At 48.5% G+C, this 297-nt stretch carries 1 protein-coding gene; it reads left to right on the top strand.

The features are described from left to right. The coding region (locus IDG60_RS27375; protein WP_206160494.1) for a hypothetical protein at positions 1-297 on the top strand (297 nt) is incomplete at both ends.

Here is a 297-nt window from a genome sequence, read left to right on the forward strand (position 1 = left end):
ATTCAGACAGCGATTCAGACTCAGATAGCGACTCAGATTCAGACAGTGACTCAGACTCAGATAGCGACTCAGACTCAGACAGTGACTCAGACTCAGACAGCGATTCAGATTCAGATAGCGACTCAGATTCGGACAGTGATTCAGACTCAGATAGCGACTCAGATTCAGACAGCGACTCAGACTCAGATAGCGACTCAGATTCGGACAGCGACTCAGACTCAGATAGCGACTCAGACTCAGACAGTGATTCAGACTCAGATAGCGATTCGGACTCGGATGCAGGAAAACATACACCTG

The sequence above is a fragment of the Staphylococcus sp. EG-SA-2 genome, from assembly GCF_017152085.1.